We start from the raw sequence: 21845 nt of genomic DNA, 5'->3' as shown, positions 1-21845 counted from the left end.
ACTTACTCCTCGTGCTCCCCGGCCGAGGGCTGCGTGCCCTCGGCGGCCTCGGCGGCCTGTCCTTCGGCTGCCTCGGTCTCCTCGACCTCGTCAGCATCCTGACCGGCCTCGGCGTTACGAGCGATACCGACCACGGCATCGCGCTTGCCCAGGTTGATCAGCTGGACGCCCATGGTGTCACGGCCGGTCTCCCTGACTTCGTTGACTCGCGTACGAATCACACCACCGCTGAGCGTGATGGCGAGAATCTCGTCCGATTCGTCCACCACGAGCGCCCCGACGAGCGACCCGCGGTCCTCCACGATCTTCGCGGCCTTGATACCCAGACCACCACGACCCTGGACGCGGTACTCGTCGACCGGCGTCCGCTTGGCGTAACCGCCGTCGGTCGCGGTGAAGACGAACGTACCGGGCCGGACGACGCTCATGGAGAGCAGTTCGTCACCCTCGCGGAAACTCATGCCCTTCACACCCGAGGTCGCGCGGCCCATCGGGCGCAGCGCGTCGTCGGTCGCCGTGAAGCGGATCGACTGCGCCTTCTTGCTGATCAGCAGCAGGTCGTCCTCGGCGGACACCAGCTCGGCCCCGATCAGCTCGTCGGCAGTGCCGTCGGCGCCGTCGGCGCCGGTCTCCCGGAGGTTGATCGCGATCACGCCACCCGAACGGGGCGAGTCGTAGTCCTTGAGCGCCGTCTTCTTCACCAGGCCGCCCTTGGTGGCCAGGATCAGGTACGGAGCGGCCTCGTAGTCGCGGATCGCGAGGATCTGGGCGATCTTCTCGTCCGGCTGGAAGGCCAGCAGGTTCGCCACGTGCTGCCCGCGGGCGTCGCGGCCGGCGTCCGGCAGCTCGTACGCCTTGGAGCGGTAGACCCGGCCCTTGTTCGTGAAGAACAGCAGCCAGTGGTGCGTGGTGGACACGAAGAAGTGGTCGACCAGGTCGTCCTGCTTCAGCTTCGTGCCGCGCACGCCCTTGCCGCCGCGCTTCTGCGAGCGGTAGTCCTCGGTCTTGGTGCGCTTGACGTAGCCGCCGTGCGTGATCGTGACGACGATGTCCTCTTCGGCGATCAGGTCCTCCATGGACATGTCGCCGTCGAAGGGCACCAGCTTCGAGCGCCGGTCGTCGCCGTACTTCTCGACGATCGCCGCCAGCTCCTCGCTGACGATCGAGCGCTGCTTCTCCGGCGAGGCCAGGATCGCGTTGTACTCGTTGATCTTCGCCTGGAGCTCGTCGTGCTCGGCGACGATCTTCTGCCGCTCCAGGGCCGCCAGGCGCCGCAGCTGCATCTCGAGGATCGCGTTGGCCTGGATCTCGTCGATCTCCAGGAGGCCCATCAGGCCCTCGCGCGCGATCTCGACGGTGTTGCTGCGCCGGATCAGCGCGATGACCTCGTCGATCGCGTCCAGCGCCTTGAGCAGGCCGCGCAGGATGTGCGCCCGCTCCTCCGCCTTGCGCAGACGGAACTTCGTCCGCCGGACGATGACCTCGATCTGGTGCGTGACCCAGTGGCGGATGAACGCGTCGATCGACAGCGTGCGCGGCACGCCGTCCACCAGCGCCAGCATGTTCGCGCCGAAGTTCGTCTGGAGGTCGGTGTGCTTGTACAGGTTGTTCAGCACGACCTTGGCGACCGCGTCGCGCTTGAGCACGATCACCAGACGCTGGCCCGTCCGCGACGAGGTCTCGTCACGCACGTCGGCGATGCCGCCGACCTTGCCGTCCTTGACCAGGTCGGCGATCTTCTGCGCCAGGTTGTCCGGGTTGGTCTGGTACGGAAGCTCCGTGACCACCAGGCACTGGCGGTTCTGGATCTCCTCGACCTCGACCACCGCGCGCATCGTGATCGAGCCGCGCCCGGTCCGGTACGCCTCCTCGATGCCCTTGCGGCCCACGACCAAGGCGCCCGACGGGAAGTCAGGACCCTTGATCCGCTCCAGGAGCGCGTCGAGCAGCTCCTCGTGCGAGGCGTCCGGGTGCTCCAGCGCCCACTGGGCGCCGGCCGCGACCTCGCGCAGGTTGTGCGGCGGGATGTTGGTGGCCATGCCGACCGCGATGCCGGCGCTGCCGTTGACCAGCAGGTTCGGGAAGCGGGCCGGCAGGACGGTCGGCTCCTGGTTGCGGCCGTCGTAGTTGTCCGTGAAGTCGACGGTCTCCTCGTCGATGTCCCGGAGCATCTCCATGGCCAGCGGCATCAGCTTGCACTCGGTGTAGCGCATCGCGGCGGCCGGGTCGTTGCCCGGGGAGCCGAAGTTGCCGTTGCTGTCCACCAGCGGCATGCGCATCGACCACGGCTGGGCCAGGCGGACCAGGGCGTCGTAGATGGAGCTGTCACCGTGCGGGTGGTAGGTGCCCATGACGTCGCCGACGACGCGGGCGCACTTGTAGAAGCCCTTCTCGGGCCGGTAGCCGCCGTCGTACATCGCGTACAGCACACGACGGTGGACCGGCTTGAGGCCGTCCCGTACGTCGGGCAGCGCGCGGGAGACGATGACGGACATCGCGTAGTCGAGGTAGGAGCGCTGCATCTCCGTCTCGAGCCCGACGGGCTCGATGCGCATCACGGGCTGCTCCTCCGCGGGGTTCTCCGCGGTGGGGGTGGTTTCGTCGGCCATTGCTGGTCAGAAGTCCTTTCAGGCGGTCAGCGGAGGCCGACTCAGATGTCGAGGAACCGAACGTCCTTGGCGTTGCGCTGGATGAAGGAGCGCCGCGCCTCGACGTCCTCACCCATCAGCACCGAGAACAGGTCGTCGGCCTGGGCCGCGTCGTCCAGGGTGACCTGGCCGAGCACGCGGTGGTCGACGTCCATGGTGGTGACGCGCAGCTCCTCGGCGTTCATCTCGCCCAGACCCTTGAAGCGCTGGATCGAGTCTTCCCGGATCCGCTTGCCGTTCTGCTTGCCCAGTTCGACGAGGGCGTCGCGCTCGCGGTCCGAGTACGCGTACTCGAAGTCGTCCCGGCCCCACTTGATCTTGTAGAGCGGCGGGCGCGACAGGTACACGTGACCGGCTTCGACCAGCGGCCGCATGAAGCGGAACAGGAAGGTCAGCAGCAGGGTGTTGATGTGCTGGCCGTCGACGTCGGCGTCCGCCATCAAGATGATCTTGTGATAGCGGAGCTTCTCGATGTCGAAGTCCTCGTGCACACCGGTACCGAAGGCGCTGATCAGCGCCTGGACCTCGGTGTTCTGGAGGATCTTGTCGATACGGGCCTTCTCGACGTTCAGGATCTTGCCGCGGATCGGCAGGATGGCCTGGTACATCGGGTTGCGGCCGGACTTCGCGGAACCACCGGCCGAGTCACCCTCGACGATGAAGATCTCGCACTTGGTCGGGTCGTTCGACTGGCAGTCGGACAGCTTGCCCGGCAGCGAGGCGCTCTCCAGCAGGCCCTTGCGGCGGGTGAGGTCGCGGGCCTTGCGGGCCGCGACGCGCGCCGTGGCCGCCTGGATCGACTTGCGGATGATGTCCGCGGCCTCGACCGGGTTGCGGTCGAACCAGTCGTTGAGGTGCTCGTGCACGACCTTCTGCACGAAGGTCTTGGCCTCCGTGTTGCCCAGCTTGGTCTTCGTCTGGCCCTCGAACTGCGGCTCGCCCAGCTTGACCGAGATGATCGCCGTCAGACCCTCGCGGATGTCCTCGCCGGCGAGGTTGTCGTCCTTCTCGCGGAGCAGCTTCTTGTCGCGCGCGTAACGGTTCACCAGACCCGTGAGCGCCGCGCGGAAGCCCTCCTCGTGGGTGCCGCCCTCGTGGGTGTGGATCGTGTTCGCGAAGGAGTACACGCCCTCCGTGTACTGCGAGTTCCACTGCATCGCGATCTCGACCGAGAGCAGGCGCTCCTTGTCCTCGGCCTCGACGTCGATGACGGTCGGGTGGATGAGCTCGCCCTTGCGCGAGTTCAGGTACGTCACGAAGTCGACGATGCCGCCCTCGTAGTAGTACTTGACCGTGCGCGCGGTGGGCTCTGCCACGTCCGCTTCGGGGTCGTCCGCGCCGACGGTCGCCTTGGCCGACTCGCGCTCGTCGGTCAGCGTCAGGGTCAGGCCCTTGTTCAGGAAGGCCATCTCCTGGAAGCGCCGCGACAGCGTCTCGAAGGAGTAGTCGGTCGTCTCGAAGATGTCCGGGTCGGCCCAGAACGTCACCGACGTGCCGTGCTCGTCGGTCTCCTCGTTCTTCGCCAGCGCCGCCGTCGGGACACCGAGCTTGTAGTCCTGGGTCCAGCGGTAGCCGTCGGTCTTGACCTCGACCGCTACCTTCGTCGACAGGGCGTTCACGACGGACACACCCACGCCGTGCAGACCACCGGAGACGGCGTAGCCGCCGCCGCCGAACTTGCCGCCCGCGTGCAGGACCGTCAGCACGACCTCCACCGCCGGCTTGCCCTCGGACGGCACGATGCCGACCGGGATGCCACGGCCGTTGTCGACCACCCTGACGCCGCCGTCGGCGAGGATCGTGACGTCGATCGTGTCCGCGTGCCCGGCCATGGCCTCGTCGACCGAGTTGTCGACGACCTCCTGGACGAGGTGGTGCAGCCCGCGCTCACCGGTCGAGCCGATGTACATGCCTGGCCGCTTGCGGACCGCGTCCAGGCCCTCGAGGACCTGGATCGCGCTGGCGTCGTAAGAGGCGGTTACCTCGCCGTTCTCGCCGGCTGTGGACTGGTTGTCGTTGGGGTTGCCGGAATCGGCCACGAAGCGCCCTTTCTGGCACAGCACAGGCCGTACTCCGGGCCAGCAGGCATGCAAGCAGGAGCGGCTGCGTCGATCTGCGTTGTCAGCGTGTATCAGCTAGATCCCGCAAGCGGGCGGGATTCGCTTCAGTCTACCGGTACCACGGACATGAATGGGGGTTTGCCGGTACCTGAGTCCGCATGTGCCGCCCTGAACCTCCTCTCTCCGACTCCCCATATCCGGGAAGGGGCTCAAAGAGGCTCACACGGGCATCCAGCGCTTCGGCCTGTCAACCTCCCGCTACCGTGAGGGACGCCACCCGGAACGGCGGGTGCGCGGGGTGCGCGAAAGAGGCACACCGACCGGTATGCCGGGCCGTGGGCCGGCCCTCCCGCGGACCGCGGCGGGCGCTGCCGCGCGGCTATCCGTACGTGTCCCCCGGGCCCGTACTGCCCGGCGCGCGCAGCGGTCCGTACCGCTTCGGGCGTCCGCCCGGGCCCTGGACCTTGATCATCTGGACGGTGCCCTGCCCCAGGTCCGCGTTCAGCCGCGCCACCAGCTGCGGGGCCAGCAGCTTCAGCTGCGCCGCCCATGCCGAGGAATCGCACCGCACGACCAGTTCACGGTCCTCGTACCGCTCCGGTTCACAGTGCGCCGCGATCTCCGGCCCGACGATCTCCGGCCAGCGCTCCATCACGCCCGCGACCGCCATCGGCATCTCCCAGCCGTGCTCCGTGCGCAGCCGGTCCAGCGCCGCCATCAACGGCATCGGGTCGCGGCCGTCCGCGCGCGCACCCGAGCGCAGTCCCGGCTGCCGGCTCCCCTTCTTCCCGCCGGCCGCATTGCCCCGGGCCCGCGCCTGCTCCCGGGCCGCCGCCAGCGCCTGCCGTGCAAGGTCCACGCCCGAGGGCTCCGGGACCTTGCGCGGTTCCTTCTTCTCGTCGCTCACAGCCGGGTCACCTCACCGCCGGAAACCCCGAACCGGGTCCCCGCCAGGACACCCGGAACGTCGTCGTCCACCGCCGCCGTCACCAGCACCTGCTCGCCCGGAGCCACCAGCTCCGCCAGCCGTTCCCGGCGCCGTGCGTCCAGCTCCGCGAAGACGTCGTCCAGGATCAGCACCGGCTCGGCGCCCTCCGAGCGCAGCAGCTCGTACGAGGCCAGCCGCAGCGCCAGCGCGTATGACCAGGACTCACCGTGGCTCGCGTACCCCTTGGCCGGGAGGTCGCCGAGGCGCAGCAGCACGTCGTCGCGGTGCGGGCCCACCAGGGTCACGCCGCGCTCGATCTCCTGCTTGCGCACCTCGGCCAGGGCCGCCATCAGCACCTCGTACAGCGCTTCGCGCGTGCGCGCCGTCCCGCTGTCCACCGTTTCGCCGGCCTCGCCGGCGGCCGAGGACTTGTACGCGAGGCCCAGCGGGCCGCCGCCGGGCGCGAGCTGCTCGTACGCCTTGTCCGCCAGCGGCAGCAGCGTCGCGATCAGGTCGAGGCGCTGCGCCAGAAGCTCCGCGCCCACGCGCGCGAGGTGCTGGTCCCATACGTCGAGGGTGGAGAGGTCCATGGAGCGGCCGCCGTGCCGGCGGGCCATCGCCGCCGACTTCAGCAGGGTGTTCCGCTGCTTGAGGACCCGCTCGTAGTCCGACCGGACCGCCGCCATCCGCGGCGAGCGGGCCGTGACGAGCTCGTCGAGGAACCGCCGGCGCTCCCCGGGGTCCCCCTTCACCAGGGCCAGGTCCTCCGGCGCGAACAGCACCGTCCGTACGATCCCCAGTACGTCCCGGGGCCTGACCTGCGAGGACCGGTTGATCCGGGCGCGGTTGGCGCGCCCCGGGTTCAGCTCCAGCTCGACCAGCTGCTGGCGCGCGCCGTGGGTGACGGCCGCGCGGATGACGGCGCGGTCCGCGCCCATCCGTACCAGCGGGGCGTCCGAGGAGACGCGGTGGCTGCCGAGCGTGGCCAGGTAGCCGATGGCCTCGACCAGGTTCGTCTTGCCCTGGCCGTTGGGGCCCACGAAGGCCGTGACGCCCGGGTCGAGGGGAACCTCGGCCCGGGCGTACGAGCGGAAGTCGGCCAGTGAGAGATGCGAAACATGCATACGACGCCGACCTCCCCCGGCTTCCTGCTGCTCTGCTCTGTGCTGCTGTGGTGCCCCGCCTCTTCGGCGGGCGGGCGGCTAGGCCTTCTCGACCGCGTGGCCGCCGAACTGGTTGCGCAGCGCGGCGATCATCTTCATCTGCGGCGAATCGTCCTGGCGGGACGCGAACCGCGCGAAGAGCGAGGCGGTGATCGCGGGCAGCGGCACGGAGTTGTCGATCGCCGCCTCCACCGTCCACCGGCCCTCGCCCGAGTCCTGCGCGAAACCGCGCAGCTGCTCCAGGTGCTCGTCCTCGTCCAGCGCGTTCACGGCGAGGTCGAGCAGCCAGGAACGGATGACCGTTCCTTCCTGCCAGGACCGGAAGACCTCGCGGACGTCGGTGACCGAGTCCACCTTCTCGAGCAGCTCCCAGCCCTCTGCGTAGGCCTGCATCATGGCGTACTCGATGCCGTTGTGGACCATCTTCGCGAAGTGGCCCGCGCCGACCTTGCCGGCGTGCACGGCGCCGAACTCACCTTCGGGCTTGAGGGCGTCGAAGATCGGCTGGACCCGTGCCACGTGGTCCTTCGCGCCGCCGTACATGAGCGCGTAGCCGTTCTCGAGGCCCCACACGCCGCCGGAGACACCGCAGTCGACGAAGCCGATGCCCTTGGTCGCCAGCTCCGCGGCGTGCTTCTCGTCGTCGGTCCAGCGGGAGTTGCCGCCGTCGACCACGATGTCGCCGATCGAGAGCAGCTCCGAGAGCTCGTCGACGGTGGACTGCGTCGCCGCACCCGCCGGGACCATCACCCACACGACGCGGGGGGCCTGCAGGCTGTCCACAAGTTCCCGCAGGCTGTGGACATCGGCGAGGTCCGGGTTGCGGTCGTATCCGATGACGGTGTGGCCTGCGCGGCGGATGCGCTCGCGCATGTTGCCGCCCATCTTGCCGAGACCGACGAGACCAAGCTCCATCAGGTGGTTCCTTAAGCGTTGTGGCCGTCTGTGCCGGGTTTCCCCCGGAATCCCCGGGCATACCCAGGCTCCGAGCCTACGCCGGGCGGTGCCGCGCGGCGCCACGGGCGCTCCCAGGGGCGGCCGTACGGGAGAGAGCCCGTACGAGAGCCAGTACGAGGCGCTGAGAGCCCCTACAAGGCGTTGCGCGGCGCTGGGGGCGCCGGGCCCCGGCCGTGCGGCGGGGCGAACGACGTCGGGCCCGGCCCCGCAGCCTGCGAGACCGGGCCCGACACAGGCTGCGTCAGCCGGACAGGCGCACCGGCATGATCAGGTACTTGTACGCCTCGTCGGCCTCGGCGTCGACCGCCGGGCGGCCGCTGAGCAGCGCCGGCTTCGTGGACGTGGTGAAGCTCAGCTGCGCGGCCGGGGAGTCGATCGCGCTCAGGCCGTCCAGCAGGAAGGTCGGGTTGAAGGCGATCGAGATGTCGTCGCCCTCGAGCTTGGCGTCCACACGTTCCACAGCCTGTGCATCGTCGGAGGAGCCGGCCTCCAGGATCAGCACGCCCTGCTCGAAGCTGAGGCGGACCGGGGTGTTGCGCTCGGCGACCAGGGCCACGCGCTTGACGGCCTCGACGAACGGGGCGGTCTCGATCACGGCGATGGAGTTGAACTCCGTCGGGAACAGCGTGCGGTACTTCGGCAGGTCGCCTTCGAGGAGGCGGGTGGTGGTGCGGCGGCCGGCGCCCTCGAAGCCGATGAGGCCCTCGCCCGCGCCGGAGCCCGACAGCGCCAGGGTGACGGTGTCACCGCTGGTCAGGGACTTGGCGGTGTCCAGGAGCGTCTTGGCGGGCACCAGGGCCACGGCGGAGGCGTCCGGGTTCTCCGGCTTCCACAGGAACTCGCGGACCGCGAAGCGGTAGCGGTCGGTGGAGGCCAGGGTGACGCGGTCGCCCTCGATCTCGATGCGGACACCGGTCAGCACGGGCAGCGTGTCGTCACGGCCGGCGGCGATGGCGACCTGGGCGGCGGCGGAGGCGAAGACCTCGCCGGGCACGGTGCCGGTCGCGGTGGGCATCGTCGGCAGCGCCGGGTATTCCTCCACAGGCAGGGTGTGGAGTGTGAATCGCGAGGAGCCGCAGACCACGGTCGCTCGTACACCGTCTGTGGAAATCTCCACCGGGCGGTTGGGGAGGGCGCGGCAGATGTCGGCGAGCAGCCGGCCGGAGACGAGGACGGTGCCGTCCTCCTCGACGTCCGCCTCGACGGAGACGCGGGCCGAGACCTCGTAGTCGAAGCCGGAGAGGGACAGGGTGCCCTCCTCGGCCTTCAGCAGCAGGCCCGCGAGAACGGGCACCGGCGGCCGGGCCGGGAGGCTACGGGCAGCCCAAGCCACCGCCTCCGCGAGTACGTCGCGCTCCACCCGGATCTTCACCGGAACCGCCTCCTGCTGTTGCTCGCTCGTCTGCCGGCCTTCGTCGTCGGCTCGATGCCTCGATGCCCTCGGTGGCTCGGAGCCTCGTTGCCGGGGACCAGTCTGACGTACGGCGCCGACAGTCGGTGCTGCCGGAGGTCAAGTCGGGAGCGAGGTGTCGGGGAGGCGTCCCCACCGAGTTGTGCACAGGACCCGCTTGAAAACCGAAACCGGCCTAACTCTCTATGGGGGTAGTAGTAGGGCCTGTGGAAACGGTGGATAAGCCCGTTTTCGCAGGTCAACCCGCGTTTTTTATCCACCGACCCTGTGGGTGACACCGGTGGACAACACGGTGTCTCTGTGGAGAACGAAAAGTTCTGCACAGGCCATCCCCAGGTGACCCCGACTACTCCACAGGTGTGTCCCCAGCTTTCCCCCGGTACTCCACAGGCCAAACGTCGACTTCGGTGTGACGGCTTTCACTCGCGGCGGTGACGGGGGGTGCAATGTTGCCGAACAGTGGACAACGGTGTGGGTAACTCGTCGGATCCTGTGCACAGGATCCGGCAACCTGTGGGTCGGCGGTGGACAGAGGCGTGGATGAGCCTGTGGATGAAATTTCTGTCCACAGGCTGTGGATGACGCTTGCGCACAATTCCACAGGCAGCTGACCAGGGTTGATGGGGCCTCACGCGGCACCCCTGTGGACAGATTGTGGGTGACGGAAGCCGTCCCCAGCCTGTGGACGGAAGAAAGTCCGGGAATCTGTGGATGAGTTGCTCCACAGGGGGCGTATTCGAACAGGTCAGGGGCGCGCGGATGAAGAAGGGCGCCCCCGAAGTACCCCGGGAGCGCCCTCTGGAAGCGTTTGAAGAGGCTCAGCTCAGCCGTTCTTGATGCGGTTGGTGAGCTCCGTGACCTGGTTGTAGATGGAGCGCCGCTCCGCCATCAGCGCGCGGATCTTGCGGTCCGCGTGCATGACGGTGGTGTGGTCGCGGCCGCCGAACTGCGCCCCGATCTTGGGCAGGGACAGGTCCGTGAGCTCCCGGCACAGGTACATGGCGATCTGCCGGGCGGTGACCAGGACGCGGCTGCGCGAGGAGCCGCACAGGTCGTCCACGGTGAGGCCGAAGTAGTCGGCGGTGGCCGCCATGATGTCCGACGCGGTGATCTCGGGCGCTGAGTCCTCGCCGCCCGGGATCAGGTTCTTGAGGACGTCCTCGGCCAGGCCCAGGTCGACCGGCTGCCGGTTCAGGCTCGCGAAGGCCGTGACCCGGATCAGCGCCCCCTCCAGCTCGCGGATGTTGCGCGAGATGCGGGAGGCGATGAACTCCAGTACCTCCGGCGGGGCGTTGAGCTGCTCCTGGACGGCCTTCTTGCGCAGGATCGCGATACGGGTCTCCAGCTCGGGCGGCTGGACGTCGGTGATCAGGCCCCACTCGAAGCGGTTGCGGAGCCGGTCCTCGAGGGTGACGAGCTGCTTGGGCGGCCGGTCGGAGGACAGCACGATCTGCTTGTTGGCGTTGTGGAGCGTGTTGAAGGTGTGGAAGAACTCCTCCTGCGTCGACTCCTTGCTCGCGAGGAACTGGATGTCGTCGACGAGCAGGATGTCCATCTCGCGGTAGCGCTTGCGGAACGCGTCGCCCTTGCCGTCGCGGATCGAGTTGATGAACTCGTTGGTGAACTCCTCGGAGCTCACGTACCGCACCCGGGTGCCGGGGTAGAGGCTCCGGGCGTAGTGCCCGATGGCGTGCAGCAGATGCGTTTTGCCAAGACCTGATTCCCCGTAGATGAAGAGGGGGTTGTAGGCCTTGGCGGGCGCCTCGGCGACGGCCACTGCGGCGGCGTGCGCGAAGCGGTTGGAGGCACCGATGACGAAGGTGTCGAACAGGTACTTGGGGTTCAGCCGGGCGGTCGGCTCGAGCGGGCCCGACGTGGAGCCGCCGGCCGGGGGCGGTGCGGGCCGGCCGGGCGCCGGGCGCGGGGCGGGCTGCTCGTACGACTGCTGCTCGTACTGATGGGACTGCTGCGGGCGGGGCTCGTACTGCTGTTGCTCGTACTGCTGCTGTTCGTAGGAGTTCTGCTCGTAGCCGCCGGGCTCGGACTGCTGGAGGTAGCCCGGCTGCGGGGAGGCGTACGGGTCGCGCTCGGGGAAGCCGCCGAGGCGCGGCTGCTGCCAGCCGTAGTCGTCCTGCTGGCCGCCGCGGGGCCAGGAGCCGGGCTCGGGGCGGGACTGCTGGTAGTCCGGGTAGGCGGGGCGGGCGGTCGGGAGCTGGTCGTCGCCAGGGCCGCCGGGTCCGCCCGGGGCGCCGGGGCGCTGGCCGCCGTACGGCTCGTACGGCTCGGGGCGCTGCTGCGCGGGCGCCGCCAGGGGCGCGGGCTCGCCGGCGGAGTCGTCCACGGTGATGGCGATGCGGATCGGGCGGCCGCACTCACGGCTGAGCGCATCGCTGATCAGCGGGGCGAGCCGGCCCTCCAGGACGCGCTTGCCGTACTCGTTGGGGACGGCGAGAAGCGCGGTGTCGGCGACGAGAGCCAGGGGCTGACAGCGCTCGACCCACTGCTTGTCCTTGGGCTCGATGGCCTGCTGTCCCTCCCCGAGGAGCTTTTCGAGCACCCTTGGCCACACTGCGGCAAGATCGGCAGGTACGTCAGCCACAGAGCACGCTCTCTCACAGGGGTCCCACGAATGTGTGGTTCTTTGGGACGGTCGGGACAAAAAATCCGGGATCAGACAACGGTAGTCAGGCCGACGGGTACGGTTCAAGTCGTTGTCCACAGCCTGTGCACAGTGTGGGGCCACGTAGCCTCGGTTTGACCGGATGGCGTAGCCGCGCGTACCGTAACGAGGTCGAGTTGTCGATGGCTGCTGCCGCCTGCCTACCGATGGGCGAAGATCACCTTTTGTGATCGTTTAGCGGTGCCACTCGGGCGAACACGCGAGTTTCCTCGTGGGCGCACGGTGACAGCCAGGCGATGTCCCGCCACAACGATTTATTCTCTGGAGCCCCCGAGTGAGCAAGCGCACCTTCCAGCCGAACAACCGCCGTCGTGCCAAGACCCACGGCTTCCGCCTGCGGATGCGTACCCGTGCCGGTCGCGCGATCCTCGCGAACCGCCGCGGCAAGGGCCGCGCCGCCCTTTCCGCGTAACAACGCGCGGGTCGTGACGTCGTGCTGTCTCCCGAGAATCGGCTGAGGCGGCGCGAGGACTTCGCGAGCGCGGTACGTCGAGGTCGTCGGGCTGGTCGCCCGCTCCTCGTCGTCCACCTACGTACAAGCGGTGCAACGGACCCGCACGAGCCGGGGGAGATCGATCCCTCGACGCGTGCGGGTTTCGTCGTCAGCAAGGCCGTGGGTGGCGCCGTCGTCCGTAACCGGGTGAAGCGCCGTTTGCGCCATCTTGTCCGCGAGCGGCTGTCCCAGCTGCCCGCCGGTAGCCTGGTGGTGGTACGGGCATTGCCCGGCGCGGGTGATGCCGGTGTCGACGAACTGGCCCGGGACCTGGATGCTGCCCTGTCGCGGCTCCTGGGAGGCGTGGCTCGATGAAGTACCCGCTGCTCGCATTGATCAAGCTGTACCAGTGGACGATCAGTCCGCTGCTCGGGCCGGTGTGCCGTTATTACCCCTCGTGCTCGCACTACGGGTTCACGGCCATCGACCGGCATGGTGCGGTGAAGGGGACGGTTCTGACCGGCTGGCGGATCCTGCGGTGCAATCCGTGGTCCGCCGGTGGTGTCGATCATGTCCCACCCCGTAAACGCCCGCGTTGGCACGAGCAGCTGCGCAGTGCGTTGCGTAGATCTCGCAATGCTCAAGGAGCCTGATTAGTGGACACGATTGCCAGTCTGTTCAGCTTTATCACCACGCCTGTCTCGTGGGTCATCGTCCAGTTCCACAGCCTGTACGGCGCGATCTTCGGCCCGGACAGCGGTTGGGCCTGGGGCTTGTCCATCGTGTCCCTGGTGGTCTTGATCCGTATCTGCCTGATCCCGCTCTTCGTGAAGCAGATCAAGGCGACGCGCGGCATGCAGGCGCTCCAGCCGAAGATGAAGGCGATCCAGGAGCGCTACAAGAACGACAAGCAGCGCCAGTCCGAAGAGATGATGAAGCTGTACAAGGAGACGGGTACCAACCCGCTCTCCTCGTGCCTGCCCATCCTGGCGCAGTCCCCGTTCTTCTTCGCGCTGTACCACGTGCTCTCGGCCATCGCCAACGGTCAGACCATCGGTGTCATCAACCAGTCGCTGCTGGAGAGCGCGCGTCAGGCGCACATCTTCGGTGCCCCGCTGGCGGCGAAGTTCACGGACAGTGCCGAGAAGGCCGCCTCCCTGGGCGCCTCGATCACGGATGTCCGCATCGTGACCGCGGTCATGATCGTCATGATGTCGCTGTCGCAGTTCTACACGCAGCGCCAGCTGATGCAGAAGAACGTCGACCTCTCGGTCAAGACGCCGTTCATGCAGCAGCAGAAGATGCTGATGTACATCTTCCCGCTGATCTTCGCGGTGATGGGCATCAACTTCCCCGTGGGTGTTCTCGTCTACTGGCTGACCACGAACGTGTGGACCATGGGTCAGCAGATGTACGTGATCAACCAGAACCCGACGCCCGGCAGCAAGGCCCAGGACCAGTACCTGACCCGTCTGCTGAAGCACGTCACCACGCACGGCGACGTCAAGGGCCGGGGCAAGAAGAAGATCGTTGCGGCGATCGTGGCCAAGGGCCCGGACCGCAACGACAACGAGCGCAAGTTCATCGCGGCTCTCACGAAGCAGGGTCTGGCTGCCCAGGCGGACGGGTCTGTGATCAAGAGTGTCGAGGCCACGGCCGATTCGGACGCTGCAAGCGGCGGTGCCGCCAAGCGGCAGCAGCCGAAGCGGCAGTCGAAGTCGCAGCGTCAGACGCCCCCCAAGCCCTCTTCCAAGAAGTGAGAAGGAGTTTCTCCCGTGACGGAAGGCACCACCACCGCCGCCGCTGAGAGTGGCGACACCCTGACCCGCCTGGAGCAGGAGGGCGAGATCGCGGCCGACTACCTCGAGGGTCTGCTGGACATCGCCGACCTGGACGGGGACATCGACATGGACGTCGAGGCCGACCGGGCCGCCGTGTCGATCGTCAGCGACTCGGCCAGCCGCGATCTGCAGAAGCTCGTGGGCCGCGACGGTGAGGTCCTGGAGGCTCTGCAGGAGCTCACCCGCCTCGCCGTGCACCGGGAGACCGGGGACCGCAGTCGGCTGATGCTGGACATCGCCGGGTTCCGTGCGAAGAAGCGCGAGGAGCTGGCTGCGCTGGGCGCCCAGGCGGCCGCAGACGTGAAGGCGTCAGGTGAGCCGCTGAAGCTGGCGCCGATGACGCCCTTCGAGCGGAAGGTCGTCCACGACGCCGTGGCGGCTGCCGGCCTGAAGAGCGAGTCGGAGGGCGAGGAGCCGCAGCGCTTCGTCGTCGTGCTCCCGGCTTGATCGCAACCCTGAGTGTTCGGCCCCGTCTGTGTCGCAGACGGGGCCGAAGTTTGTCAGCCTGGCAGTGTCCGTTCGGGCGGTGCCAGTTCGAGCAGTGCGTTTTCAACGATCCATGCGGTACGGAAGGACGGTCCCCGTGACGGAGGCAGCGGAGCTTCCCCCGGCGCCCGAAGAGGCGCGCGCGGTGTTCGGCGAGTTTTTCCCGGAAGCTGTGCGGTATGCGGAGCTGCTGGCGGACGCGGGGGTCAAGCGCGGTCTGATCGGCCCGCGTGAGGTGCCACGGCTGTGGGAGCGGCACCTGCTGAACTGCGCGGTGCTGTCGGAGGTGGTGCCCGAGGGCGTCACCGTGTGCGATGTCGGCTCGGGTGCCGGCCTGCCCGGTATCCCGTTGGCTCTGGTGCGGCGTGATCTGAAGATCACGCTGCTGGAGCCGCTGCTGCGGCGTACGACCTTCCTGCAGGAGGCCGTGGAGCTGCTGGGCCTGGACCACGTCACGGTGGTGCGCGGCCGGGCCGAGGAGGTTCTCGGCAAGGTGCAGCCGGTGCATGTGGTGACGGCGCGTGCCGTGGCTCCGCTGGACCGGCTGGCGGGCTGGGGCGTGCCCCTGCTGCGTCCGTACGGGGAGATGCTGGCCCTGAAGGGCGACACCGCCGAGGAGGAGCTGGTGGCGGCCAAGGTCGCGCTGGCGAAGCTGGGTGTGGTGAAGACCTCGGTGCTGCACGTGGGCGAGGGTGTGGTGGATCCCATGTCGACGGTGGTCCGGGTCGAGGTCGGAGAAAGCCCCGGTGGGGTGAGGTTCGCGGCCAAGCGGGCTAAGGCTGCTCGCACCAGCCGGACCCGTCGGCGTCGCTGATTTTCGGGGGCGTTGCGCCCTATAGGTATGGATTTCGGAGTGTCGTAGCGGCCTGATGACTCCGTCCGGGCATCGTGTTTCACGTGAAACGTCGCTCTCTGTTGCACGGAATCATCAGCCGCGGCCGTGCGGCTGCGTCCCCCCGCGATCGCAAGAACAAAGGGGGGACGGAGTTGTCCACATCGGTGGATTCATCCACAGGAGTACGGGCCCCGCTGGTTCGCGACCCCGATGCCATGGCAGGCTCTGTCCATCGCGAGCCTGATGTCGAGGAGAGTGACACCGTGCGGTCCGACGCCAACCTCGCGGGGCCGATGGCCGATCCGGTCCCCGGTCCCCGCTCTGAATCGGCGGGCGAGGATGTTTCACGTGAAACATCGTCGCCCCTTGTAGACAACGACACGCCCATCGGCCGTGCCGCCCAGCTGGCGGTCGAGGCGCTGGGGCGCGCCGGCGAGGGGCTGCCCCGCCCGGAGCAGACGCGGGTCATCGTGGTCGCCAACCAGAAGGGCGGCGTGGGCAAGACCACGACGACCGTGAACCTGGCGGCCTCGCTGGCTCTGCACGGTGCGCGGGTCCTGGTGGTCGACCTCGACCCCCAGGGCAACGCCTCCACGGCGCTCGGTATCGACCACCACGCGGATGTGCCCTCGATCTACGACGTGCTCGTGGACAGCCGGCCGCTGCTGGAGGTCGTCCAGCCGGTGGTGGACGTGGAGGGGCTCTTCTGTGCTCCGGCCACGATCGACCTGGCGGGTGCGGAGATCGAGCTGGTGTCGCTGGTGGCCCGGGAGAGCCGGCTGCAGCGGGCCATCCAGGCGTACGAGCAGCCGCTCGACTACATCCTGATCGACTGCCCGCCCTCGCTGGGGCTGCTGACGGTGAACGCACTGGTGGCCGGCGCCGAGGTGCTGATCCCGATCCAGTGCGAGTACTACGCGCTGGAGGGGCTGGGCCAGCTGCTGCGCAATGTCGACCTGGTGCGGGCCCACCTGAACCCCACGCTGCATGTCTCGACGATCCTGCTGACGATGTACGACGGCAGGACCCGGCTGGCTTCGCAGGTGGCGGAGGAGGTGCGCACCCACTTCGGCAAGGAGGTGCTGCGCACGAGCATCCCGCGGTCGGTGCGTATTTCGGAGGCGCCGAGCTACGGCCAGACGGTGCTCACCTACGATCCTGGTTCCAGCGGTTCTCTCTCCTACCTGGAAGCGGCGCGTGAGATCGCGCTGCGGGGGGCCGGAATTTCGTACGACGCCCAGCACGCCCATCTGGGCGCGGGCATGAACAGCACGCAGAGTGTGGCGGAGGGGATCCAGTGAGTGAGCGACGTAGGGGTCTGGGACGGGGGCTCGGTGCGCTGATCCCCGCAGCTCCGCAGGAGAAGACGCCGCCGGTGATCGGTGCCGGGTCGACGTCCCCGTCAGCGGTGCCGGTCATCACATCGGAGCGCGGGATCGCGGCGGCGAAGCTGGCTGCGCTGGCGCAGGCGGATGTTTCACGTGAAACATCGGCGGTCGCGCTCGCGGTGGCCGATGAGCCGGCGGTAGTGGAGCCCGAGGCCGATGTGGTCGCCGGGGCGACGTTCGCCGAGCTCCCGATGGACGCGATCACGCCGAACCCGCGGCAGCCCCGTGAGGTCTTCGACGAGGACGCGCTGGCGGAGTTGGTGACCTCCATCCAGGAGGTGGGTCTGCTTCAGCCGGTGGTGGTGCGGCAGTCGGCTCCTGGCCGCTACGAGCTCATCATGGGTGAGCGCCGTTGGCGGGCTTGCCGGGAGGCCGGGCTGGAGCGCATTCCGGCGATCATCCGGGCGACGGACGACGAGAAGCTGCTGCTGGACGCACTGCTCGAGAACCTGCACCGGGCGCAGCTGAACCCGCTGGAGGAGGCGGCTGCGTACGACCAGCTGCTCCAGGACTTCAACTGCACGCACGACCAGCTGGCGGACCGTATCGGGCGCTCGCGCCCGCAGGTGTCGAACACGCTGCGTCTGCTGAGGCTGTCGCCGCCGGTGCAGCGCCGGGTGGCCGCGGGCGTGCTCTCTGCGGGGCATGCACGGGCGCTGCTGTCGGTGGAGGAGTCCGAGGTCCAGGACCGGCTGGCGCACCGGATCGTAGCCGAGGGTCTGTCGGTGCGTGCGGTCGAGGAGATCGTGTCGCTGATGGGCTCGGAGCCCTCCGGAGCCGTGAAGCCGAAGGGTCCGCGGGCGGGCGCCCGGGTGGCTCCGGCGCTCAGCGAGCTGGCGACGCGGCTGTCGGACCGGTTCGAGACGCGCGTGAAGGTGGATCTGGGCCAGAAGAAGGGCAAGATCACCGTCGAGTTCGCCTCGATGGAGGATCTGGAGCGGATTCTGGGGACGCTGGCGCCAGGCGAGGGCCGGGTGCTGGAGCAGGGTCTGTCCGGGGAGTGAGTCCCCGGCCGCCGAGGGGCGGGTCGTGCCGGTGCGAACCGGCGCGGTCCGCCCCTTTGCCTTGTAGCGGTTTCTCCTGATTCGGGCAGTGGATACGATGCGCTCATGGGGCGTCGGTTGGTACCACTCACGCTGGACAACCTTCAGGACCTGCCTCGGCGTTGCCGGTCCTGTGTGTTCTGGGAGTTGGATCCGGTCAGTGGTGAGGCCGCCGTGAAGGCGGGGACTCCGGCGCTGGAGAAGGAGGCGTGGATCTCCGCCGTCCTGCTGGAGTGGGGTTCGTGCGGCCGTGTGGTCTACGTGGACGACGTCCCGGTGGGATTCGTGCTGTACGCGCCGCCGGCGTACGTACCGCGGGCCGCGTCCTTTCCGACGAGTCCGGTGTCGCCGGATGCGGTGCAGCTGATCACCGCGTGGATCATGCCGGGTTATCAGGGCCAGGGCCTGGGGCGGGTGATGGTCCAGACGGTGGCCAAGGATCTGCTGCGACGCGGTTTCCGGGCGATCGAGGCGTTCGGAGACGCGCGATGGGAGGGCCCGGCATGCCTGCTGCCTGCGGACCACCTGCTGGCCGTGGGCTTCAAGACGGTGCGGCCGCATCCCGTGCACCCGCGGCTGCGGCTGGAGATGCGTTCGACGCTCTCGTGGAAGGAAGACGTGGAGCTCGCGCTGGACCGGCTGCTCGGTGCGGCGCGGAAGGAGCCTGCGCTGCGTCCGCTGTGATGTGCGAACGGGGCCGCCCTTTCGAAGGGGCGGCCCCGTTTCACGTGACCGGGTTGCTCAGACGCTTCAGACGACCGGCTTGATGGTCACGAAGCCGTCGAGGTCACGCAGGATGGCGGCCTTCGGCTTGGCGCCGACGATGGTCTTGACGACCTCGCCGCCCTGGTAGACGTTCAGGGTCGGGATGGACATGACGCCGTACTTGGCGGCCGTGTCCGGGTTCTGGTCGATGTTGAGCTTGACGATCTCGATCTCGTCGCCGTACTCGGCCGCGATGGCCTCCAGGGACGGGGCGATCTGGCGGCACGGGCCGCACCATTCGGCCCAGAAGTCCACCAGGACGGGCTTTTCGCTGGCCAGAACGTCTGCGTCGAAGCTTGCGTCGGTCACGGTCTTGAGGGTGCCGGCCACTGCGGCCTCCTAATTCTTGCTGCGGGGTGTGGGGTGGGGGGTGTGCGTGGGGGTCAGACCGTCGCGTGCGCCTTCTCGGCGTCCGCGAGGGCGGCGAGGAAGCGCTCGGCGTCGAGGGCCGCGGAGCAGCCGGTGCCCGCGGCGGTGATGGCCTGACGGTACGTGTGGTCCACGACGTCGCCGGCGCCGAACACGCCGGTGAGGTTGGTGCGCGTCGAGGGGGCGTCGACCTTGAGGTAGCCGTCCTCGTCGAGCTCCAGCTGGTCCTTGAACAGTTCGGTCCGCGGGTCGTGGCCGACGGCGATGAAGAGGCCCGTCATGGGGAGCTCGGAGGTCTCACTGGTCTTGGTGTTGCGCAGGGTGAGACCGGAGAGCTTCTGCTCGCCGTGGATCGCGGCGACCTCGCTGTCCCAGGCGAACTTGATCTTCGGGTCGGCGAAGGCGCGGTCCTGCATGGCCTTGGAGGCACGCAGGCTGTCGCGGCGGTGCACGATGGTGACGGACTTGGCGAACCGGGAGAGGAAGGTTGCTTCCTCGATCGCGGTGTCGCCGCCGCCGACGACGGCGATGTCCTGGTCCTTGAAGAAGAATCCGTCGCAGGTGGCGCACCAGGAGACACCGCGGCCGGAGAGGGCGTCCTCGTTCGGCAGTCCCAGCTTGCGGTGCTGGGAGCCGGTGGTGACGATCACGGCCTTGGCGCGGTGCACGGTGCCGGCGGTGTCGGTGACGGTCTTGATCTCACCGGTGAGATCAACGGACACGATGTCGTCGGGGACGAGCTCGGCGCCGAAGCGCTCGGCCTGGCCGCGCATGTTGTCCATGAGGTCCGGACCCATGATGCCGTCCTGGAAGCCGGGGAAGTTCTCGACCTCGGTGGTGTTCATCAGCGCGCCACCGGCGGTGACGGCGCCTTCGAAGACCAGCGGCTTGAGCGAAGCGCGTGCGGTGTACAGGGCGGCGGTGTAGCCGGCCGGCCCGGAACCGATGATGATCACGTTTCGTACGTCGCTCACGGGTTTCTTCCTCGTCTCTGTGGACTGCACGCTGCTTGCCGGAGGGGCCGGTGTGTTGTCTCACCCCACCCAACGGATCCTACGGCGCATGCATTCCCGGCCCGCTCCCTCGCGAGCCCGAAGGTGTCAGCTTCGGTGGTATGTCCTGGTCAGCAACGGTTTACTGGGGTCGGCAGACGGAGTGTTCGTGCACTCGATACCCACGAGGTAGGCGTCCACACGGGCAGAGTCGCCGGGGTGCGGCAGGACGAGGAGGTAGACCTCGGTGCCCTCGTAGCTGCCTCGTTCGGCGGCGAGCGGGCTGTCGGGTCGACCGGTGGCGCCCTGGATACAGGGCGGGACCGGCGAGGCTTCCGTGCGGTTGCGGTCGCCGGGGACCAGCCCCGGTGAGGGAGTGGTGTTCTCCAACCCGTACGTGTTGTTCGGCTGTTCCCCCTGCGGGGCGGTCTTGGCGCCTTGTTCGGGGACCAGGAGCCGGCGGACGCTGTCCTGGAGGCCCTGCGCGGTGTACGTACCGTCGGTGGGGGCCTCGGCGGCCGCGCTCGTGCCGGACTTACGGGCGGCGGTGTCCGGAGAGCCGGTTCCGAGCAGGTTGCCCGCAAGGAAGATGCCGAGGGCGCAGGCGGCCGCTCCGGCCAGGCCTGCGATGACGGCGATCCGGCGGCGGGCGCGGCGGCGCCCTGGGCCGGTTGCTCCGGCCGGGTGACCGGCGGGCCGCCGGGTGCCGGGACCGGCGGGTGCGGCAGGCGATGTTTCACGTGAAACATCGCTCGGCGTGCCGGGCCCGGAGGCCGGGACGGCCCCGGCTCTGGGCGCCGTGGAGTCGAGGAGGGCCTCGGCGGCGAGGGCCGCGTCGATGCGCCCGGCGATGTCGGAGGGCATCCGCGGCGGCCCCGGCAGGGTGCCGAGGAGCGCCCGGATCTCCTCCAGGGAGGCGTGGACGTCGGCGCACAGCGGGCAGTCGCCCAGGTGTCGGCGTACCTCCCCGGTCCGGACCGGGGACAGGAGCCCTTCGGTCAGGTCGGAGATCTCCGAGACGTCAGGGTGCCGGATCGTGCCGGTTGTGGGAGTCACGTTCGTCCACCTCCGCCCTTCACCGTGTCTGCGTCTGGGGCTGGCTGACTGGGATCTGCCGCTGGTGGGACGGGTGTCCCCGGCGTCCGGTTCCTTCCCCGCTCGGCGGCGGTGTTATCCCCGGCATTCGAGCGCAGATGAGTGAGCATCGGGAGGAGTTTCGCCCGGCCGCGCGCGCACCGGCTCTTCACCGTGCCGGTGGGGACGTCGAGGATACGTGCGGCCTCGGCGACGGGGTATCCCTGCATGTCGACGAGGACGAGGACGGCCCGCTGCTCGGCCGGGAGCGTGCCGAGGGCGGCCAGGAGCTGCCGGTGGAGCTCCTGGCGCTCCGCCGGTGCCTCGGCGGACTCGTGGGGCTCCAGGAGGCGCTCCAAGCGCTCTGTGTCGTCGAGGGGCGCGGTCCTGCGGGAGGCTGCCTTGCGGGCCCGGTCGAGGCAGGCGTTGACGGTGATGCGGTGCAGCCAGGTCGTGACGGCCGATTCCCCGCGGAAGGTGTGGGCGGCCCGGTAGGCGGAGACGAGGGCGTCCTGCACGGCGTCCGCGGCCTCCTCGCGGTCGCCGAGGGTGCGCAGGGCCACGGCCCACAGCCGGTCGCGGTGCCGCCGTACGAGCTCCCCGAATGCGTCGGGATCACCGGAGACATGCAGCGCCAGCAATTCCTGGTCGCTCCGGTCGTCTCCCGTTGCTGAGTGCATCACACCTCGCTTCTTCCCGGGATGGAGCGTAGAGCCTGTGCGGGGCGCGCACGAGGGGCCGGTTCACACGCCGGGAGCCACGGTCCGGCGGG

The 21845-nt window shown here is 68.9% G+C and carries 19 protein-coding genes and 1 pseudogene; 9 read left to right on the top strand and 11 right to left on the bottom strand.

Features of this window, described 5'->3' with window-relative positions:
- Positions 1-2 precede the first annotated feature (2 nt).
- The 7 genes from gyrA to dnaA form a co-directional block, all read right to left on the bottom strand.
- Complete coding sequence (gene gyrA / locus AB0M76_RS01395; protein ID WP_365950950.1) at positions 3-2609, bottom strand: DNA gyrase subunit A; 2607 nt, start codon at positions 2607-2609, stop codon at positions 3-5.
- A 41-nt stretch (positions 2610-2650) separates the two neighbouring features.
- Positions 2651-4711, bottom strand: a complete 2061-nt coding sequence (gyrB, locus tag AB0M76_RS01390; protein ID WP_365950949.1) for a DNA topoisomerase (ATP-hydrolyzing) subunit B — start codon at positions 4709-4711, stop codon at positions 2651-2653.
- A gap of 376 nt (positions 4712-5087) precedes the next feature.
- Positions 5088-5615, bottom strand: a complete 528-nt coding sequence (locus AB0M76_RS01385) for a DUF721 domain-containing protein (RefSeq protein WP_365950947.1) — start codon at positions 5613-5615, stop codon at positions 5088-5090.
- Positions 5612-6760, bottom strand: coding sequence for a DNA replication/repair protein RecF (recF, locus tag AB0M76_RS01380; RefSeq protein ID WP_365950946.1), 1149 nt, complete (start codon positions 6758-6760; stop codon positions 5612-5614). The genes AB0M76_RS01385 and recF overlap by 4 nt, the downstream gene beginning before the upstream one ends.
- A 78-nt stretch (positions 6761-6838) precedes the next feature.
- Entirely contained in the window at positions 6839-7765 is a 927-nt protein-coding gene (gene gnd / locus AB0M76_RS01375) for a phosphogluconate dehydrogenase (NAD(+)-dependent, decarboxylating) (protein ID WP_365951369.1), read from the bottom strand.
- Positions 7766-7997: 232 nt separating this feature from the next.
- Positions 7998-9128, bottom strand: a complete 1131-nt coding sequence (dnaN, locus tag AB0M76_RS01370) for a DNA polymerase III subunit beta (RefSeq protein ID WP_329382392.1) — start codon at positions 9126-9128, stop codon at positions 7998-8000.
- 862 nt (positions 9129-9990) lie between these two features.
- A complete protein-coding gene (gene dnaA, locus AB0M76_RS01365) occupies positions 9991-11766 on the bottom strand; it encodes a chromosomal replication initiator protein DnaA (protein ID WP_365950945.1) in 1776 nt (591 codons plus the stop codon).
- 355 nt (positions 11767-12121) lie between these two features.
- Between dnaA and rpmH the strand changes: the two genes are divergently transcribed.
- The 9 genes and pseudogenes from rpmH (at position 12122) to AB0M76_RS01320 (ending at position 18557) form a co-directional block, all read left to right on the top strand.
- A complete protein-coding gene (gene rpmH / locus AB0M76_RS01360) occupies positions 12122-12259 on the top strand; it encodes a 50S ribosomal protein L34 (RefSeq protein WP_008741645.1) in 138 nt (45 codons plus the stop codon).
- 21 nt (positions 12260-12280) lie between these two features.
- Positions 12281-12655, top strand: a complete 375-nt coding sequence (gene rnpA, locus AB0M76_RS01355) for a ribonuclease P protein component (protein WP_078987192.1) — start codon at positions 12281-12283, stop codon at positions 12653-12655.
- Positions 12652-12906, top strand: a pseudogene (gene yidD, locus AB0M76_RS01350) (membrane protein insertion efficiency factor YidD); the annotation flags it as partial. The gene rnpA and the pseudogene yidD, both read left to right, overlap by 4 nt.
- 30 nt (positions 12907-12936) lie before the next feature.
- Entirely contained in the window at positions 12937-14040 is a 1104-nt protein-coding gene (yidC, locus tag AB0M76_RS01345; protein ID WP_365950944.1) for a membrane protein insertase YidC, read from the top strand.
- Between the two features lie 15 nt (positions 14041-14055).
- A complete protein-coding gene (locus tag AB0M76_RS01340; protein ID WP_030153171.1) occupies positions 14056-14568 on the top strand; it encodes a R3H domain-containing nucleic acid-binding protein in 513 nt (170 codons plus the stop codon).
- 136 nt (positions 14569-14704) lie between these two features.
- On the top strand, positions 14705-15421 hold the full coding sequence (gene rsmG, locus AB0M76_RS01335; protein ID WP_266627572.1) for a 16S rRNA (guanine(527)-N(7))-methyltransferase RsmG: 717 nt from the start codon (positions 14705-14707) through the stop codon (positions 15419-15421).
- A gap of 236 nt (positions 15422-15657) precedes the next feature.
- Complete coding sequence (locus AB0M76_RS01330) at positions 15658-16743, top strand: ParA family protein (RefSeq protein WP_323139574.1); 1086 nt, start codon at positions 15658-15660, stop codon at positions 16741-16743.
- Entirely contained in the window at positions 16740-17834 is a 1095-nt protein-coding gene (locus AB0M76_RS01325; protein ID WP_365950943.1) for a ParB/RepB/Spo0J family partition protein, read from the top strand. Before AB0M76_RS01330 ends, AB0M76_RS01325 begins: the two co-directional genes overlap by 4 nt.
- A 105-nt stretch (positions 17835-17939) precedes the next feature.
- Positions 17940-18557 (top strand): GNAT family N-acetyltransferase, encoded by a 618-nt coding sequence (locus AB0M76_RS01320; protein WP_266627574.1) that lies wholly within the window; start codon positions 17940-17942, stop codon positions 18555-18557.
- 66 nt (positions 18558-18623) lie between these two features.
- Here the strand turns inward: AB0M76_RS01320 and trxA are convergent, their stop codons facing one another.
- The 4 genes from trxA to sigM all read right to left on the bottom strand — a co-directional run bounded on the left by trxA (position 18624) and on the right by sigM (position 21753).
- Positions 18624-18968: a thioredoxin gene (gene trxA, locus AB0M76_RS01315; RefSeq protein WP_365950942.1), complete on the bottom strand. Its 345-nt coding sequence runs from the start codon at positions 18966-18968 to the stop codon at positions 18624-18626.
- A 53-nt stretch (positions 18969-19021) separates the two neighbouring features.
- Complete coding sequence (gene trxB, locus AB0M76_RS01310; RefSeq protein WP_365950941.1) at positions 19022-19981, bottom strand: thioredoxin-disulfide reductase; 960 nt, start codon at positions 19979-19981, stop codon at positions 19022-19024.
- 126 nt (positions 19982-20107) lie between these two features.
- The gene (locus AB0M76_RS01305) at positions 20108-21055 is read right to left on the bottom strand and encodes a hypothetical protein (protein WP_365950940.1); all 948 of its coding nucleotides are present in this window, start codon (positions 21053-21055) and stop codon (positions 20108-20110) included.
- A complete protein-coding gene (gene sigM, locus AB0M76_RS01300; protein ID WP_365950939.1) occupies positions 21052-21753 on the bottom strand; it encodes an RNA polymerase sigma factor SigM in 702 nt (233 codons plus the stop codon). The genes AB0M76_RS01305 and sigM overlap by 4 nt, the downstream gene beginning before the upstream one ends.
- Between the last annotated feature and the right edge of the window lie 92 nt (positions 21754-21845).

Origin of the sequence: Streptomyces sp. NPDC051364 (assembly GCF_040682115.1) — a bacterium.
In the GTDB taxonomy this organism is placed as follows: Bacteria; Actinomycetota; Actinomycetes; order Streptomycetales; family Streptomycetaceae; genus Streptomyces.
Note: the sequence above shows the minus strand (reverse complement) of the source record. Positions and strands in the feature narration are given on the sequence as shown.

Excerpts from the sequence above, each read along its gene's own strand:
- sigM (WP_365950939.1), bottom strand. The coding sequence starts at position 21,753 with ATGCACTCAGCAACGGGAGACGACCGGAGCGACCAGGAATTGCTGGCG.
- recF (WP_365950946.1), bottom strand. The coding sequence starts at position 6,760 with ATGCATGTTTCGCATCTCTCACTGGCCGACTTCCGCTCGTACGCCCGG.
- AB0M76_RS01320 (WP_266627574.1), top strand. The coding sequence starts at position 17,940 with ATGGGGCGTCGGTTGGTACCACTCACGCTGGACAACCTTCAGGACCTG.
- gyrA (WP_365950950.1), bottom strand. The coding sequence starts at position 2,609 with ATGGCCGACGAAACCACCCCCACCGCGGAGAACCCCGCGGAGGAGCAG.
- AB0M76_RS01330 (WP_323139574.1), top strand. The coding sequence starts at position 15,658 with ATGGCAGGCTCTGTCCATCGCGAGCCTGATGTCGAGGAGAGTGACACC.